Source organism: Faecalimonas sp. LCP19S3_D12 (assembly GCF_052121495.1).
GTDB lineage: Bacteria > Bacillota > Clostridia > Lachnospirales > Lachnospiraceae > Faecalimonas.
In genome coordinates this window covers 45,688-61,524 of the sequence record NZ_JBQKED010000017.1, presented here as the reverse complement: position 1 = coordinate 61,524, position 15,837 = coordinate 45,688, and the positions used below count along the sequence as shown (strand labels likewise).

The window sequence follows — 15,837 nt, the reverse complement described above, 5'->3', positions numbered from 1 at the left end:
AACCATCGAATGGTAGGAGGTTTTAAACAATCCACAGTATCTCCAACAGTATAGCATATAGACCTTGGAGAGGGTCTATAAACACTACTACTTTATAATACGAGGAGGATTCTTATGAATGCTGTATTGAAAACATCACAATTAACGAAAACATATAATAGCAAGCAGGTTGTAAAAGAATTGTCTATGACGATTCAGCAAGGAGATATTTACGGCTTTATCGGGAAAAACGGCGCCGGAAAAACAACTTTGATCCGTATGATCGCCGGACTTGCCACCCCATCTTCCGGTTCCATTGAATTATTTGGAAGCAGTGACCTTGTAAAAGAACGGGCAAAGATCGGCACGGTAATTGAGTCTCCGGCACTCTTCCCAAATATGACTGCCCGTGAAAACCTCATCACACAGTGCCGCATCGCAAATGTAAAAGATCTGCGTGTAGTCGACGAGACGCTGGAACTTGTAGGACTTTCCAATACCGGAAAGAAAAAGGCAAAGAATTTTTCTCTTGGCATGCGCCAGAGACTTGCCATTGCAATTGCACTGATCGGAGATCCGGAATTTCTGATTCTAGATGAGCCGACCAACGGGCTGGATCCAGAAGGAATCAAAGAGATTCGTGACCTAATCTTGCATCTGAATCAGGAAAAGCATATTACGGTATTGATTTCCAGCCATATCTTAAGTGAGCTATCCAAATTTGCCACCCGCTATGGCATTATACATAATGGCTCTCTTATCGAGGAGTTTACAGAAGAAGAACTATGGAAACGTTGTATTTCTGAAAATGGTCAGGAATTTGGACTGGAAGAATATTTCTTAAAAGTGATTGGAGGAAAATAATTATGAAGAGTTTGATAAGAAGTGATTTTTACAAATTAAGAAAAGCGAAATCTTTCTGGGTATGCATGATTCTCGCTGTCGCACTCGCTGTATTCAGTGTATTGATCATGGATTTTTCTGTAAAACTGATGGATAAAGTACCGCAGCAGGCAGCTCAGGAAGAGGCGGCACTGGAAGAAAGCGGATTGAATATATCTACCGACGGTATCCCGATGAGCTCTGCGGATCTAAATGCTTCCAGCATGCTCCTCATGCAGTTTGCCGGAACAACAACCATTTTGATCTCCATCTTTGTGTCATTGTTTGTCGGCGGAGAATTTTCACACGGAACGATCAAAAACCTTGCTTCCAAAAATTATACCCGCACCCAGATTTATCTTTCCAAGATAATCGTTTCTGTCATCGCCGCAATCGTCATGACTCTCCTTTACGCCATTGTAGCTACAGGTCTTGGAACAGCTCTCTGGGGATTTGGCAAGGTTGACAGTTCGTTTGCCGCTAATGCTTGCAAAGGTATCGCAATTGAATTCCTTTTGGTAAGCGCATTCACTGCTGTATTTGTCATGTTCAGCATGTTGATCCGTCAAAACGGAGGTGCGATTGCCGCCAATATCTTCTTTTTGGAATTTATCTCTCTCATCGTCATGTTCGGAGAGATGATCATTAATAAGATTTTCGATACGTCTATCACACTCTCGAATTATCTGATCGACACAAACATGACACAGATTGCCACTTCCGATATTACCGGAAAACTGGCCGCAAGAAGTATCTGCGTAGCTTTCGGATTTTTTATCGTTGCCACAGCAATCGGACTGGTTTCTTTCCGAAAACGAGATATCAAATAACAAAACAGGAACAGAAGGCTTTGAAAACCTCCTGTTCCTGTTTTTATGAACCCTGTCTGCGGCTCTTAAGCCTGTCCAAACGTTCTTTCATATTCTTTTCATATCCAATCCCTGTCGGGAAATAGAATTTCGCATCTTTGATCTCATCCGGCAGATACTGCTGTTCCACATAGTGCTCCGGATAATCATGTGCATATTTATATCCTATCCCGTGTCCTAATTTTGCAGCACCTTTGTAATGCGAATCCTGAAGATGAGCCGGAACAGTTGTCTTATAGTTTCTCACATTTTCAAGTGCAGCATCCACCGCAAGATATGCAGCATTGCTCTTTGGTGCCGATGCAATATAGGTGACTGCCTGTGCAAGTACAATACGTGCTTCCGGCATACCAAGCCTCTCTACTGCCTGTGCCGCCGAAACTGCTACCGTCAATGCATTCGGATCTGCATTCCCCACATCCTCCGACGCAGAAATCATAATCCTTCGGGCAATGAATTTGATATCTTCCCCCGCATAGAGCATTTTTGCAAGATAGTATACCGCCGCATCCGGATCAGACCCACGCAGGCTTTTGATAAAAGCAGAAATAGTATCGTAATGATTGTCTCCGGTCTTATCATAACGAACAACTCTCTTCTGAATACATTCCTGTGCCACGTCTAACGTAATATGAATCTTTCCATCTTCTTTGCTTCTCTCTGTCGTCAAAATGCCAAGCTCAATTGCATTCAACGCATTTCTTGCATCTCCACCCGCAATGTCAGCCAAAAACTCCAGCGCATCGTCATCGATATCAGCTCTGTAACTTCCCATGCCTTTTATTTCGTCATATACAGCTCTTTTTAAAAGCACTTTAATATCTTCTTTCGTCAGCGCCCTCAATTCAAAGACACTAGATCTGGAAATCAACGCACTATTCACTTCAAAATACGGATTCTCTGTCGTCGCACCAATTAAAATGAGCGTTCCATCTTCTACAAACGGCAATAGATAGTCCTGCTGTCCTTTGTTAAATCGATGGATCTCGTCGACAAACAGAATGGTCTTCTGTCCATACATGCCAAGATTGTCTTTCGCCTTACGGACAACCTCCTCCATATCTTTTTTCCCTGCAACTGTCGCATTGATCTGTGTAAATTGTGCACTCGTTGTGTTCGCGATAACCTTTGCGAGTGTCGTCTTTCCTGTTCCAGGAGGTCCATAGAAAATAATCGAACTCAGCTTGTCCGCTTTGATCGCTCGATATAAAAGCTTATCCTGCCCGATGATATGCTGCTGTCCAACCACTTCCTCCAGTGTTGTCGGGCGCATTCTGGAAGCAAGCGGAGACTCTTTTTGCGCTGCATTTTCACGCATATAATCAAATAAATCCATTTTCTCAACTCCTCTATTCTACTCCTATAAGCGTCCGAATCACTTCTCCCGCAATCAGAAGTCCCGCAACCGGCGGCACAAATGAAATGCTTCCCGGCAGCGCCCTCCGTTTGCCCATATTTTCTCCGGTTGATTTCCCAGATGTATCCACCGGTTTTTCTTTCGAGTACAACACCTTCAAATGTTTGATCCCTCTTTCTTTGAGCTCTTTTCGCATCACCTTGCACAGAGGGCATACTGATGTCTTTGAAATATCGGTAATCTCAAACAGCTCCGGATGCAGTTTATTTCCTGTTCCCATACAGCTGATGATCGGAATATCCTGCTGCTTTGCATATTCCGCAAGTGCCAGCTTTGCGGTAACTGTGTCAATCGCATCTATAATGTAATCCACTTTCCGGTCAAAAATCTCATGCAGATTTTCCGGCAATATAAATTTTTCGTGTGTGATGACCTCAATCTCAGAAGAAATGTCCCCAATGCGATCTTTCATCAATTTGGTCTTATACTGCCCTATCGTACTGTGATACGCGATAGACTGACGGTTAATATTAGTTAGTGTCACTTTATCATTGTCCACTAAGATCAGTCTTCCAACTCCGCTTCTCGCCAGCGCCTCAATGCAGTGCGATCCGACTCCGCCCACTCCAAGCACCATAACAGTTGCATCTTTCAGTCTTTGTAATCCTTCTTTTTCGACAAGTAATTCTGTTCTGGAATATTCATGTATCATAAACTAAAATCCTCTTTTCTAATCTAATAGTAGTTCATCGGCAGTGACAAATTCAAATCCTTCTTTTTGCAGGATATCGATAATACGAAGCGCTGCCTGAACCGAACTTTGATAGCAGTCATGCAATAAGATAATATCATTTTCTTTCGCCTCCGTCACTACCTTATTCACAATTTCATCTACATTTTCGGTTGTCCAATCAAGCGGATCAATGGACCACATCACAGGAAGCACATTCATCTCCTGCTCCAGTTTCTTCTGCCACGCCCCAAACGGCGGACGCACATATTCGATTTCCTTTCCGAGCATCTCTTCCAGTACGGTATTAGTCTTTTCAATTTCCTCTCTCGCCTTTTCATCCCCTATTTTCGTGATTTCCACATGATTATAGGTATGATTTCCTACCAAATGTCCCTCGTTACTTTCTCGTTTTACAATATCCGGATAGGAGACAGCACTTTTCCCAATCACAAAGAATGTCGCCTTCACCCCTCGTTCTTTTAGTCCGTCCAAAAGTTCTTCTGTATAGGCACTCGGTCCATCGTCAAATGTGATTGCAATCTTCGGTTTCTCATTCACTTCCACTGCCGCATCTACAGGCTTTGTCTTGTTCCAGTAACCTGCTATCCCCAACAAACATACTGCATATAGCATGGAAAATGCAAATGCCACTTTTTTATACCGTATCATTTTTCTGATTCCTTTTGTTTTCTCACCACTATGTATATGTGTGACAAAGCATATATATTTTCAAAAAAAGAAGAAGGTGTTTCCCTTCTAAAACTTTCCTTCTTACTTTTTGCGTTTCTTTTTCTTTTTTACACTGTAGCCAAAGGTTCCGATTGTTTTTCCAAGTCCAAGGTATTCTCCATGTGAGTATGCCAAAAGTCCAGTTTCATTCAGACAAAACTTTCCTGTCTCATTCATATACTCTTCGCTTACCTGAACCGCCATGACTTTGGCGATAAACATATGATGGCTTCCAAGTTCTTTGATCTCTTCCACCTTACATTCTATATTCACCGGACATTCCTCAATAATCGGTGCATACTGAAGTTCTTTTGCTTTTCCCCTTGTCAAATGCATCTCTTTCCACTTATCCACATCTCTGCCCGAACGCACACCACAGTAATCCGTCGCTTTTGCCAATGCCTCTGTAGTAAGATTGACAACAAATTCTTTGGACTCTTTTATCATGGAATACGAATAGCGTTCCGGGCGCACTGATATATAAAGCATTGCCGGATTCGTACAGATTGTTCCTGTCCAGGCAATCGTCAGGATATTCGTCTGCCCTTCCGCATTTCCGGCACTCACCATGACTGCCGGAAGCGGGTAAATCATATTCCCCGGCTTCCAACTCTGTTTTCCCATCTGTATCCTCCTACTGCTGCAGCGAGATTACAAAAGCTGGTATCAATTGTTTTTTACGAGACACAACACCTTTTAACAGAATGTCTTCTATATCATCAGACAAATCAAATGCCTCCAGCACCTGCTCTCTTGCACCGTTTCCGCAACACAACAGCTCTGTTGATTCCTGAATAATATTTGTCAGCATGAAAAACACCATATCTACCTGCTGTGCCTGTCTTGCCTTTTCCATATACGGCAAAAGCTTCGATTTAATCTCTTGTAATTCATCGCGGCTCATCGAATTAATCTGTCCTACTCCAAATGTGACATCGCCGACTGTAAATTTCTTAAAGTCCTGAAAACAGATTTCCTCTGCTGTCTTTCCTTTCAGATTACTTCCTGCCTGGAACATATCCTGTGCCAGTTCCTCAATATTGATCTTCGCAAGTTCTGCCAGTTCTTCTGCCGCCACGCGGTCGATTCCTGTACAGGTCGGCGAGCGGAACATCAATGTATCTGAAATAATTGCAGAACACAAAAGACCTGCAATCGTCTCATTGATCTTGACCTGATTTTCCTTATACATCTGGTAGACGATCGTGGCCGTACATCCAACCGGCTGATTTCTAAAATAAACCGGTCCGACGGTCTCAAGGCTTCCCAATCTGTGGTGATCAATAATCTCCAGAATCTCTGCCTCTTCAATTCCGTCTACCGCCTGTGATTTCTCATTGTGGTCAACTAAAATGACTCTTTTCTTACTTGCCTCCAACAGACGCCGTCTGGAAATCAGACCATATACATCCCCTTTTCTGTCTATGACAGGAAAATCCCGATATCTCTTCTTCGCCATCTCTTCTTTTACCATCTCCACATAATCTAATGTGTTAAACGATGTCAGATTCTCTGTACTCATAAAATATTTTACAGGAATACTCTGATTGATCAGTCTTGCCACTGTAAAGGTATCATGCGGAGTTGTGATCACAACAATACTTCTCTCCTCTGCCAGTTTTTTAATTGTCTTTGATACCTGTGCTCCCTGGCATACAACGAGACAGCTTGCATCCATCTCAATTGCACAAAGCTGCGATTCATATCGATTCCCTAAAATAACCAGATCGTCTTTTTCAATAAAACTCTCCATCATATCCGGGCTTGAGGCAGCAATTACCACCTTCCCTTTTACAAAATATGCATGTGGATTACCAATCACAATCTCACCGTCGAGTGTATTGATAATATTCTGATACTGTGTTCTTGCTGTCGCAAGAATCTTACTGTCATATACATCCATATAGGAAGTCGCGATATCTCCTGTTGTGATCACGCCTTCCAGCTTATGATCTCTTGCCACGGGCAATGTATGCACATTTTCTTCTTTCATCATCGCCCACGCCTCTTTGATCGAGGTACTGCTCTTAATTCCTTCAATCCGCTTAATATCCATATCTTTTACTTGAAGGTGTACATTCGCAAGCAATCTAGGAGCCTCTACACCAAAATGCCTCAACACAAACTGTGTCTCCTCATTAATCTGCCCGGCTCTTCTTGCCGTGTACTCATTGTTTGAAATCTGATTTTTCAAATTTGCATAGGTAATCGCAGAACAGATGGAATCGGTATCTGGATTTTTATGTCCTACGACACATACCTTCTTTAATTTCTTATTTTCCATTTACTTCACTTCCTTTTGCTCTTTTAGGTTGCCATTTTTTTTTGCATTTGTCAAATAATTTCTGACATTTCTTGTGCTTCCTTCTAAAAATATGTTATACTAAGAACAGTATAAAATAAAAACGAAGAGGTGTGACAAATGAGTGAAGAACAATTACAGACAGAAACAATGGCAGATTACGAGGAACATTTCGACGATGCAAATCCATGGAACCGTGTAACAGAATACATGGAACAGGGAACTGTCCTTCCGGTAAAAGTAGAAGGAATTGTAAACGGTGGCGCAATCGCCATGGTAGAAGGTCTTCGTGGATTTATTCCTGCCTCTAAATTATCTTTATCATATATTGAAGATCTGGAAGACTACTTATTGAAAGATATTGAGGTTCAGGTAATTGATGTTGATCAGGCGAACAACCGTCTTGTTTTATCTGCACGGGAACTTCTGAAAGAAAAAGAGCGCAAAGAAAAAGAGAAATTACTTGCATCTGTCGAAGTTGGCTCTGTTTTGACCGGAACCGTAGAGACGCTCCAGACATATGGCGCCTTCATCCGTCTGGAAAATGGATTATCCGGACTTGTGCATGTTTCTCAGATCTGTGAAAAACGTATCAAGACGCCTGCTGACGTTCTAAAGACAGGTGAGGAAGTCAATGTCAAAGTAATCGGCATCAAAGATGGAAAGATCAGCTTGAGCATCAAAGCTCTTATCGAGCCGGAAGAAGAAGTCGTAGAAGAAGTAGAGATTCCAAAATCCGAAGAGATCGGTACAAGTCTCGGCGACTTATTCAAAAATATTCAACTATAGTTAAAAAAATACTGCCACAGTTGTAAGCTCTCCTTACAACTGTGGCAATTTTTATACGGTTGCCAGTCTTTCATAATATCGATTCAGAATCTCTGCCTGATGTGACACATCTCTCTCTCTTGCCCGCTCCAATCCATTCAATGTCAGCGTCGGAATCTTTCTTTCCAAAATTTCTTCAATCCGCTCTTTGAATTCTTCATTATCTCTTCCCTTATAGACATCTCTATTTTCTTCCAGCCAGTCACTGTAGACTGGAATGTCACGAAGCAACACCGGAATCTGAGAGGCTAACGCCTCCAGCACGACAATTCCCTCTGTCTCCTCATAAGAGGGAAAGAAAAACAGATCGCAGCTGCTATACGCCATCTGAAGCTCTTCTTTTGGCAAATATCCGGTAAATTTAAGATTTGGCAGCTTTGTGTGAACCGCCTCTCTGATTTTCTTTGGAATCTGGCTATCCGGCGTATAGCCGAACCAGACAAACTGATATTCCGGCATCTGCTTTGCAAGTTCTACAAAATCTAAAATTCCTTTTCTCTCAAAATAAAGTCCTACTGACATCACAATCTTGTCTGTATTTTTAAATCCATACTTATTTCGGAATTTCTCACGAGCCAGTATGTTCTTTTGAAATAACATAGTATCCACACCGTTTGAGATAACCTCAATCTGATTTTTGATGCCGTACCCCTCAAGTAATGACTTCGAATAATTTGTCGGTGTTAAAATCAGATCTCCGGTCTGATAGCATTTCATAATCCACTTCTTGAATAACGGTGCGATCAGATTCGAACCTGTAAAGGAATTTTGAAAATCCTCTTTTGTAGAATGGGCGTGATAAACTACTTTTTTCCCGCATTTTTTCGCTTTCTTTGCCATAAAATAATCACTCGGAAAAATCGTATTGATATGTACTACATCGTAATCATCTTTTGGGTCTGTTGTCACTTCCACACCGTTTCCCTTAAGAGACTCTTCTTGCATAACCATGGCTCTCCCCACTCCACTTTTTAAGACGACTTGTCGATTCTTCGCATATAACAGCACTCTCATTTTTCTCACACTCTCTTTCCAATAATACTTTTTCATAACAGCTTTCCACACGCTTTCCAAATCGTTTTGTTCCATACTCTTCTGCGATTTTCCTGCTGTGCTGTCTCGCCTTTTCAAATATTTCTTTTTCATCCAATAGTCTTTCTACGCCGGACACAAACTGTCCGATTGATTCATAAGAATATCCGTTTCCGCCTTCCTCCAGCACTCCGTAAAGACAAGGATCCTTCCTGCACACAAGCGGAAGTCCGCTTGCCATCGCCTCAATATAAGTCAATCCCTGTGTCTCGCTTGTCGACGCACATGTAAAAATGTCTCCCAATTTATAATAATCGGCTACTTCGTTTGGATTTACCATACCTGCAAACCGAACCGAACTTTCAATACCTAATTCCTTCGCCAGCTGCTCCAGGCTTCTTCTTGCCGGTCCGCCCCCCACAATCAAAAGAACGACATCCTGCCTTTTTGAAAGCAGTGCTTTCATTCCGCGCAGCAACTCATCAATCTGTTTTTCAAATCCAAGTCTTCCAAGACTTAGCAGAACTGTTTTGTCCTCTGGAATCTGATACTTCTCTTTCAATCTTTTTGTCATCTCCGTCTCTTGTTTTTTAAAAAAACGGTCAATCTGTATCCCCGATGGAATGATCTGAATGTTGTTTTCCATTCCGTATTCCAAAAGTGCATATCCTACTTTTTTCGTAGGTGCAATGATGGTATCTACATTTCGTAATCTCAATTTAATCCATTTTCCAAGTACCGCCCGGCTCAATGTCTTTCCAATCGGAACATATTCTGTATACTGTTCATACAATGTGTGGTAAGTATGAATAAAGACAGCGCCTGTCGCTTTCACAATCTTCTTTGCATAGCCAAAGCTGAAAAATTCACATTGACTGTGTACCACATCCGGTTTCCACCGAATCAGTTCTTCTATATAATCCGTGCACTTGGATACCGGAATTCGAATATCCGGATATATCTTTGCCGGCACAGATTTCATATAGTAGACATTATCTTTTTGGTAGGACGCATATTGGTCAGACACAGTCAAAATTCTCACTTCATGCCCTTGCTTTGCCAATTCTTTCTCCAGATTTTTTACAGAAGTCACTACTCCATTGATTGTTGAGTCAAATAAATCGCTTGTAATCAGTACTTTCATAATGCTGTCCCCTTTTCTCTTCCTTTGTTCTCTATGCTATAAGTTTCCCTAAAAATCCGCCTGCGTAAATAAGTGCCATGCTGTATGCTGCGATAGATGCCGGCTTTCCTAATAAAATGATTGCTGAAAATTTCTTCCATGACATCTTTGTCAATCCTGCAATCATGCAAAGTACATCATCCGGAGCACATGGGAAGAAAATCGCAAGTGCAAAAAATTTATCGAATTTCTTTCCTTTGTCAAGCCATGTAATATATTTGTCATAGGTTTCTTCCTTCACAAAAAATTTCACCAGGCATTGTCCATATCTTCTTGCCAAATAAAAATTGATTCCCGAACCGACCACAATTCCGATGTAGTTATAAAGCAGTCCATACCATGGTCCAAATATGACGACACCTACTGCACATGTGACACCTCCCGGAATAATCGGAACAACCACCTGCACCATCTGAATTAAGATAAATGTCACCGGTGCCCATATCCCGCCTTTTCGAACCAATTCTTCCATCATAGCCCGATCTGTAAAAATTCCGCTCTTTATACCATATATGACAAACGCGACCATCGCCGCAGTACAAAGTACCGTCAAAATATTAATTGCTTTTTTCATTCCCTCTTTCTGCATCTTTCCATCCTCCTCTTGGTATCCTTATTTTATAAAATTAAAGTTTCAAAAAAGGTACATCCATTTTTTGAAAAGGTACAATCTTGAAACTTTCCTTCTTTCTAGTATTAATGTTACCAAATCAATTTTAAAATATCATAAGGGCTTTATTAAGACTTCTTAAAGATTTCAGTTCTATTTCTGATGATTTTACAGATTTTCTTAAGAAATAAAAAAGAGTAAGCTCTTTTGCTCACTCCCTTTCGATTATTCGTCAAATCCCACAACAAGGTAAAATCCCCGTTCGGTCTCTTTGATCTGATTGATAATTCCTTTGTCTGATTTTATTCTCTGATTACTGCGGTAAATTCCAGACATCGCAACCGATGGTTCTACAATATAGCTGTAAAGGCTCCCATTAACTCTCTCTGTAACCTGAACTTCTTGTCCCTCTTCTACCAAACCTTTTCGTTCCATCTTAAACTGTTCTTCCCGCATCTCTCTCTCCTTTTCCACGAGATTTCTGTTTCCATGTGACTACTTTTACCACAACACACCCGATTAAATAAACGATTGAAATTCCAATCATCATTCCATAGATTCCACGTTGTTTTGCAACGTAATTCCTCGCAGTCAGTTTTGAATCTATCGTAATGTATTTTGACGTATTTTTGATAGACAGTACACGTCGCTCAACAATTTCTCCACCTGACACTATGCTCTCTGCTTCCGTTCTAGAACTAACGCTCTCTTCCCATTCATAAAGGATTCCATCCGTCGCCTTATAATAAACTAACCAAACAGTTTTTGTAGGATGAAGCCGTCCTTGCCGACCTGTTGCCGTATTCTTAACCTGAGTAGGCAATGCGCGGTATGGTGAAAAACGATGTACTCCCATATCCTCATACGATGCTGCCGGCCGTATTCTGCTGAATTGCTGTACTCCTACATACAAACAGGCTATTGCCAGCACAAGTAATACTGCTTTGGTTACTTCTCCCATTGTTTTCCTACTTTTCATATATCCTTGCCCTCCTCATATCTTCACCACACTATCAGGTTTATGTCATCGTCTTAAAAACTTCTTTAAATCTTCCATCGCCTCGCGGTATCTTTCAGATTCTATTCTAGGAAACGCTTTCAGCAAACGTCTTGAAATCTGCGTTCCTTTTCCTCCGATTTCTTTATACTTTTTCTTCAAATCTGCGATTTTTTCCATCGCCTCATCTGACACCCCCTGTATTTTGTCTTTCACGCCCCCAGATGCTCCTTGAATTTTATCTTTAAAATCACCAGATGCTTCCTGTACTTTCAGTTTCCATCCATCTTTTCGTTCTAAAACTTCAACAACTTCCTGATAAATACTCTCTCCAAGCTCGTCCGAAATACGATGCAGATCTGCCGCAATTTCTTTCATCTTTTCCAAGTGCTTGTTCATCTTCAAAATTGTGGAAGCTGTCACATACAAATCGACAAACATCACAATACTCAGCACAACAATCAAGGTCATTCCTACCGGAAATGGAATCCATGACAACACTTTATGAATCAGTGGATGGATAAAATCTACGATCAGAACACACGCTACTCCCCAAATCAAGGAAAACAAAAGGCACACATAACCATTGAGATTCAAAGGCATCTTTGAGTAATCCCACCACTTATTATGGAATATCTTCTCCAAAATAAATCCTGTCACCCATTCCAAAGCAGTCACCATCACTACCGATGCCATATACAGCAGCACCAGATTTTCCTTGTACGGTGTCAAAAACTGAACAACAATCCCTACACCGATTCCATATATCGGACAGATTGGACCGTTTAGAAATCCTCTGTTTACAAATTTCCGCTCCTTGCATGCCGCAAATGCAACTTCTGTACACCATCCTAAAAAACCATATACAAAAAAATATAAGATTAAATAATACAAACTATTTCCTCCTAATTGTCTGTTTTGTTTTTAGTATAACATACCCAAAAACCGCTTTTCAATCTTTCACTGCACTTTCTTTCTGTGGGCGATACTTCTTCCCTTAATTTATTTCAGATATATATTTCCTACTCCATTACCATACACTCGATTATTCACATCTATATCTTCCAGCTCTTTTCGGTCTCCTACATCATAAAAAAATGTTTCATCCAAATGTTTGTTTATGACGCGCTTCCCCCCGATATCTCCGGCAAGTTCCAATAGCTCTTTTTGATATTCTGCCGTAAAAATACACGGATTTCCAGTTCTGTTCCCACATCTTACACAGGCGCAGCTCTTCCCACTTGTTTGAAATGCTTCCACAAATCTTTCAAGCGTCTCTGCTTTCAGGTACGGCTGATCTGCCACAAGGAAGCACCATGTCTCTTCTTCAGACGCCGCAAGACCAAGCTGTATCGAGTGCGATATCCCAAGATAACTCTCTGTATTTCGCACTGTCAGATAACCTTCCCTTGACAACGTATCCAATATCTCATCATATTGGCTCACCACAATTTTCTCCGCAAATACCGTAGTATCCAATTTCGCAACTTCATCGACACTGTACCTGTACATCGGTTTTCCATGAAGTTCATACAATAATTTATTTGAGCCAAAACGGCGGCTGTCCCCAGCCGCCAGTAAAATCAAACTAATTTTCATTGTTTTGCATTCCCATGTATACTTTTTCTGAAGTGATCGGCAGTTCTTTGATCTGCACTCCGGTCGCATTATATACTGCATGTGCAATTGCCGGTGACGGCGTATTGATCACAACCTCACCGATGGATTTTGCTCCAAACGGACCTGTCGGCTCATAACTGCTCTCAAATTCGACACGTATATCTCCCACATCCATTCTAGACGGAATCTTATACTGCATAAAAGAATTACTCAAACACTGTCCCTTTTTATTGTACACAACATTCTCATACAGAGCCATACCGATTCCCTGTGCAATTCCACCTTCTGTCTGTATGCGGGCAAGGTTTGGATTGACTACAGTTCCGCAGTCTACAACCGCTGCATAATCAATCAAATCTACTTTTCCGGTCTCTTTATCGACTTCTACTTCTGCCATTCCGACCATAAACGGTGGTGGTGACACCGGCGAAGAATGTGCCCCCGCAGCTACCAGTGCTTCCTCGTTATTTGTCATCACTCTGTTTCCGATTTCTTTTAAAGAAATGGATGCATCTTTGGAACGCATGAACACCTTTTGTCCGTCAAAATCGACCTCTTCCACATCGCTTTCCAGATACTTTGCTCCCTGCGCCAATATTTTTTCCCGAAGAGAATCACACGCTTTCACCACTGCCATTCCGGTCAGATATGTCGTACTTGACGCATACGATCCGGAATCATATGGCGAAATATCTGTGTCCACCCCATGCACGATAAAATCGTCTGCCGAGCAGTCCATACAGTCTGCAGCCATCTGTGCCAGAATGGTATCACACCCGGTTCCCATATCAGATGCTCCAATCATCAACGAATAGAATCCATCATCATTTACCTTGATCGATACCGATGCATGATCCACTTTGGAGATTGATGATCCCTGCATTGCCATCGCCACACCGACGCCTCTGACTTTTCCATTTCCCATGTCACGTGCCGGATATTTTTTCTCCCAGTCAATCATCTCTTTCGCACGCAAAAGGCATCTGTCAAGCGCACAGCTGTTTGCAGTCTCACCGTAGTATGCCGGCATCACATCACCTTCCCGCACAATATTTTTCAGGCGAAGTTCTACCGGATCCATCTGCATCTTGGCAGCAAGCTCATTGACCGCTGACTCAACCGCAAAAATCCCCTGTGTCGCTCCATATCCTCTGTATGCCCCTGATGACATCTTATTCGTATAGACAACATCATATGCAAATCGGAATGCTTCTGCCTGCCCATACATCGGAATGGACTTATGCCCTGACAAGCCTACTGTAGTCGGTCCATGTTCTCCGAACGCTCCTGTGTTGGAAAGTGTATACACATCGATTGCACGAATTTTTCCTTCTTTATTTGCCCCTACTCTTACAGTCACTTCCATCTCATGACGTGGCGAGGATGCAATCTGGGATTCTTCCCTTGTATAGACAATTTTTGCCGGTTTCCCCGTCTTCATTGTCACAATTGCCGGATACACTTCTGTGATTACTGTCTGTTTTGCTCCGAATCCTCCTCCTATTCTAGGTTTGATCACTCGAATCTGAGACTTCGGTATATCCAGCGCATTTGCAAGGATACGTCGCACATGGAATGTAATCTGTGTAGAGGATACCACATTCAGTCTTCCATAAGTATCCATATATGTATATGTGCGGAATGTCTCCATCATTGCCTGCTGGTTTGCCTGCGTATGATACGTTCCCTCCACTACATAATCACAGTCTTCCAAAATCTTATCCACATCTCCATTTTGTTCCGAACCGGTCGCGCAAAGATTTCTTTTATTATCCGCGCCCACATCGCATAGTGCTTTCCAGTTCTCTTCTGGATGAACAAGAATCTTGGCATCTTTTGCCTGATGAAAATCAAGTACAGCCTCCAACACTTCGTATTTTACTTTTATTAATTTCAGTGCCTTTTCAACTGCCTCTTCCGTCTTTCCTGCCACAATTGCGACCGCATCGCCCACAAAACGTACTCGTCTGTCCAAAATGAGGCGATCATACGGACTTGGCTCCGGATAGGTCTGACCTGCCATTGTAAACTTTTTATCCGGCACATCCTCATAAGTCAGAATGCATTCAATTCCCGGCACTTTCATCGCAATGTCTGTGTTGATTTCCTCAATCAATGCATGTGCGTGTGGGCTTCGAAGAATCTTACAGACAAGACAGTCCTTTGGAGCAATATCATCTGTATAGACTGGCTTTCCTGTTACAAGAGCCATCGCATCTTTTTTCATAATTGGTGCATTTACAGACTTCATCTACTTCTCCTCCTTCTTCATCTTTAAGAATTTCTGAATCGCACGAAGCTGTCCCATATAACCCGTGCATCTGCACAGATTTCCAGACAGATATTCTTTAATCTCATCAAGACCTGGATTTTCTAGTTCTTTCGACATGGCAATCACGTTCATGATAAATCCCGGACTACAATAACCACACTGCTCTGCCCCTTCATTTGCAAGAAATGCCCCAAACTTTGCCGCTTCCTCCTGCATGCCTTCCATCGTCGTCACCGTTTTTCCATTCGCACGCATCGCAAGCGTTGAACAGGACAGCATTGGTGTTCCATCCACCAAAACAGTGCAAAGACCACAGTTTGCAGTCTCGCATCCTCTTTTTACACTATAACACCCTTGTGAACGTACAAAATCCAAAAGAAGCATATCCGGTGCAATCTCTTCCAGGACTGTCTTTCCATTTAAAACCAATTTTAATTCCGCCAT

Annotated in this window: 17 protein-coding genes; 3 read left to right on the top strand and 14 right to left on the bottom strand. The window is 41.9% G+C overall.

From position 1 onward, the window contains the following. The first annotated feature begins 114 nt into the window (after positions 1 to 114). Both ACTQXY_RS07085 and ACTQXY_RS07080 read left to right on the top strand, forming a co-directional pair. Positions 115 to 843, top strand: coding sequence for an ATP-binding cassette domain-containing protein (locus tag ACTQXY_RS07085; RefSeq protein ID WP_441658911.1), 729 nt, complete (start codon positions 115 to 117; stop codon positions 841 to 843). A 2-nt stretch (positions 844 to 845) separates the two neighbouring features. Further along, positions 846 to 1,691, top strand: coding sequence for a DUF2705 family protein (locus ACTQXY_RS07080; RefSeq protein WP_441658910.1), 846 nt, complete (start codon positions 846 to 848; stop codon positions 1,689 to 1,691). 43 nt (positions 1,692 to 1,734) lie between these two features. Here the strand turns inward: ACTQXY_RS07080 and ACTQXY_RS07075 are convergent, their stop codons facing one another. The 5 genes from ACTQXY_RS07075 to ACTQXY_RS07055 all read right to left on the bottom strand — a co-directional run bounded on the left by ACTQXY_RS07075 (position 1,735) and on the right by ACTQXY_RS07055 (position 6,833). Continuing rightward, the gene (locus tag ACTQXY_RS07075; RefSeq protein WP_441658909.1) at positions 1,735 to 3,066 is read right to left on the bottom strand and encodes an AAA family ATPase; all 1,332 of its coding nucleotides are present in this window, start codon (positions 3,064 to 3,066) and stop codon (positions 1,735 to 1,737) included. A gap of 13 nt (positions 3,067 to 3,079) precedes the next feature. After that, positions 3,080 to 3,799, bottom strand: coding sequence for a ThiF family adenylyltransferase (locus ACTQXY_RS07070; RefSeq protein ID WP_441658908.1), 720 nt, complete (start codon positions 3,797 to 3,799; stop codon positions 3,080 to 3,082). Between the two features lie 18 nt (positions 3,800 to 3,817). Then, positions 3,818 to 4,489, bottom strand: a complete 672-nt coding sequence (locus ACTQXY_RS07065; RefSeq protein WP_441658907.1) for a polysaccharide deacetylase family protein — start codon at positions 4,487 to 4,489, stop codon at positions 3,818 to 3,820. Positions 4,490 to 4,591: 102 nt separating this feature from the next. Beyond that, a complete protein-coding gene (locus tag ACTQXY_RS07060; RefSeq protein ID WP_441658906.1) occupies positions 4,592 to 5,173 on the bottom strand; it encodes a flavin reductase in 582 nt (193 codons plus the stop codon). A 10-nt stretch (positions 5,174 to 5,183) separates the two neighbouring features. Further along, on the bottom strand, positions 5,184 to 6,833 hold the full coding sequence (locus tag ACTQXY_RS07055) for a putative manganese-dependent inorganic diphosphatase (RefSeq protein WP_441658905.1): 1,650 nt from the start codon (positions 6,831 to 6,833) through the stop codon (positions 5,184 to 5,186). A 138-nt stretch (positions 6,834 to 6,971) separates the two neighbouring features. Between ACTQXY_RS07055 and ACTQXY_RS07050 the strand changes: the two genes are divergently transcribed. Next, entirely contained in the window at positions 6,972 to 7,640 is a 669-nt protein-coding gene (locus tag ACTQXY_RS07050; RefSeq protein ID WP_004611066.1) for a S1 RNA-binding domain-containing protein, read from the top strand. A gap of 51 nt (positions 7,641 to 7,691) precedes the next feature. Here the strand turns inward: ACTQXY_RS07050 and ACTQXY_RS07045 are convergent, their stop codons facing one another. The 9 genes from ACTQXY_RS07045 to ACTQXY_RS07005 form a co-directional block, all read right to left on the bottom strand. Continuing rightward, complete coding sequence (locus ACTQXY_RS07045; protein ID WP_441658904.1) at positions 7,692 to 8,624, bottom strand: glycosyltransferase; 933 nt, start codon at positions 8,622 to 8,624, stop codon at positions 7,692 to 7,694. Beyond that, entirely contained in the window at positions 8,605 to 9,855 is a 1,251-nt protein-coding gene (locus ACTQXY_RS07040) for a glycosyltransferase (protein ID WP_441658903.1), read from the bottom strand. Before ACTQXY_RS07040 ends, ACTQXY_RS07045 begins: the two co-directional genes overlap by 20 nt. A gap of 31 nt (positions 9,856 to 9,886) precedes the next feature. Further along, positions 9,887 to 10,483, bottom strand: coding sequence for a VTT domain-containing protein (locus ACTQXY_RS07035; protein WP_441658902.1), 597 nt, complete (start codon positions 10,481 to 10,483; stop codon positions 9,887 to 9,889). 246 nt (positions 10,484 to 10,729) lie between these two features. Next, complete coding sequence (locus ACTQXY_RS07030; protein WP_441658901.1) at positions 10,730 to 10,960, bottom strand: hypothetical protein; 231 nt, start codon at positions 10,958 to 10,960, stop codon at positions 10,730 to 10,732. After that, a complete protein-coding gene (locus ACTQXY_RS07025; protein WP_441658900.1) occupies positions 10,941 to 11,483 on the bottom strand; it encodes a hypothetical protein in 543 nt (180 codons plus the stop codon). The genes ACTQXY_RS07030 and ACTQXY_RS07025 overlap by 20 nt, the downstream gene beginning before the upstream one ends. A 45-nt stretch (positions 11,484 to 11,528) precedes the next feature. Beyond that, entirely contained in the window at positions 11,529 to 12,395 is an 867-nt protein-coding gene (locus tag ACTQXY_RS07020; protein WP_441658899.1) for a putative ABC transporter permease, read from the bottom strand. Between the two features lie 108 nt (positions 12,396 to 12,503). Beyond that, positions 12,504 to 13,100: an NTP transferase domain-containing protein gene (locus tag ACTQXY_RS07015; RefSeq protein ID WP_441658898.1), complete on the bottom strand. Its 597-nt coding sequence runs from the start codon at positions 13,098 to 13,100 to the stop codon at positions 12,504 to 12,506. Further along, entirely contained in the window at positions 13,090 to 15,372 is a 2,283-nt protein-coding gene (locus ACTQXY_RS07010; protein ID WP_441658897.1) for a molybdopterin cofactor-binding domain-containing protein, read from the bottom strand. The genes ACTQXY_RS07015 and ACTQXY_RS07010 overlap by 11 nt, the downstream gene beginning before the upstream one ends. Then, complete coding sequence (locus ACTQXY_RS07005) at positions 15,373 to 15,837, bottom strand: (2Fe-2S)-binding protein (RefSeq protein ID WP_441658896.1); 465 nt, start codon at positions 15,835 to 15,837, stop codon at positions 15,373 to 15,375. It abuts the gene before it with no gap.